Here is an 880-nt window from a genome sequence, read left to right as displayed (position 1 = left end):
CCCACCAGCAGCGCCAGCACCACACGCGGCAGGCGCAGGTCGCGCACGATGGCCTGCGCCATGTCACCCCGCCGGCGCGCCGAACGCCCCGGCCCAGGGCCCCGCCAGTGCCGCGGCCGCCTCGCGCCACGACACGGGCGCGCTGCCCGCGGTGAGCGACGCCATGACCAACAACGTCAGGGCCAGCGCGATCCCCCATGGCGCCGCGCGGCGCAGCGTGATCCGCAGAGGCACTGCTCTGCGCCGCGCGGTGCGGGCATCCGCCCCCGGCGGCGTCATGGTGCCTGCCTCAGGGCGCGGGCCAGCTTTTCGATGGCGTCGATGTTGGCGGGCCCGGGCGTCAACTCGGCATAGCGCAGCGTGACGAAGCGGCGCTGGCGCACGGCGTCGGTCAGCCGCATGGCCGGGTGCGCCTGCAGGAGGCGCTGAAGGTGTTCCGGGCCCTGGCCATTCTGGTAGTCCAGCAGGACGATGACCTGCGGGTTGCTCGCTGCGACCGTCTCCCAGGCGCTGGTGCCCCAGCTCATGGGGGCATCGCCCAGCACGTTGCGCCCGCCCGCGGCCGCGATCAGGGCCGTGGGCATGGCGGCGCGGCCCGCGGTGAAGGGCTTGTCCTCGCCCGAGTCGTAGACGAACACGCGTGGCGGCTGCGGCAGCGGCGACCGGTCCCGGCCCGGACCCGCTCGCGCCATTGCGCGATGAGCCGCTCGGCCTCGGCACGGCGGCCGAAAACGGTGCCCAGGCGCAGCAGGTCGCCGTACAGCAGGTCCATCGTGGCGCGCGGTTTGTCGCCGCGCGTGTGCGCGCAGCTTTCGGTCAGGATCAGCGTCTGGATGCCGTGCGGCGCCAGGGTGGCAGGGGGTCACCCTCGCCCCCCAGG

At 74.8% G+C, this 880-nt stretch carries 3 protein-coding genes; 1 reads left to right on the top strand and 2 read right to left on the bottom strand.

Features of this window, described 5'->3' with window-relative positions; translation table 11 throughout:
- Positions 1–63: 63 nt before the first annotated feature.
- Positions 64–234, bottom strand: coding sequence for a hypothetical protein (locus AC27IQ_RS25940; RefSeq protein ID WP_487091356.1), 171 nt, complete (start codon positions 232–234; stop codon positions 64–66).
- A 41-nt stretch (positions 235–275) separates the two neighbouring features.
- Positions 276–638, bottom strand: a complete 363-nt coding sequence (locus AC27IQ_RS25935; protein WP_487091355.1) for an ABC transporter substrate-binding protein — start codon at positions 636–638, stop codon at positions 276–278.
- A 2-nt stretch (positions 639–640) separates the two neighbouring features.
- Between AC27IQ_RS25935 and AC27IQ_RS25930 the strand changes: the two genes are divergently transcribed.
- Positions 641–880 (top strand): hypothetical protein (locus AC27IQ_RS25930; protein WP_487091354.1); only part of this gene is annotated, 240 nt, incomplete at its 3' end.

It is taken from the genome of Acidovorax sp. KPB24-07, assembly GCF_057543315.1.
Note: the sequence above shows the minus strand (reverse complement) of the source record. Positions and strands in the feature narration are given on the sequence as shown.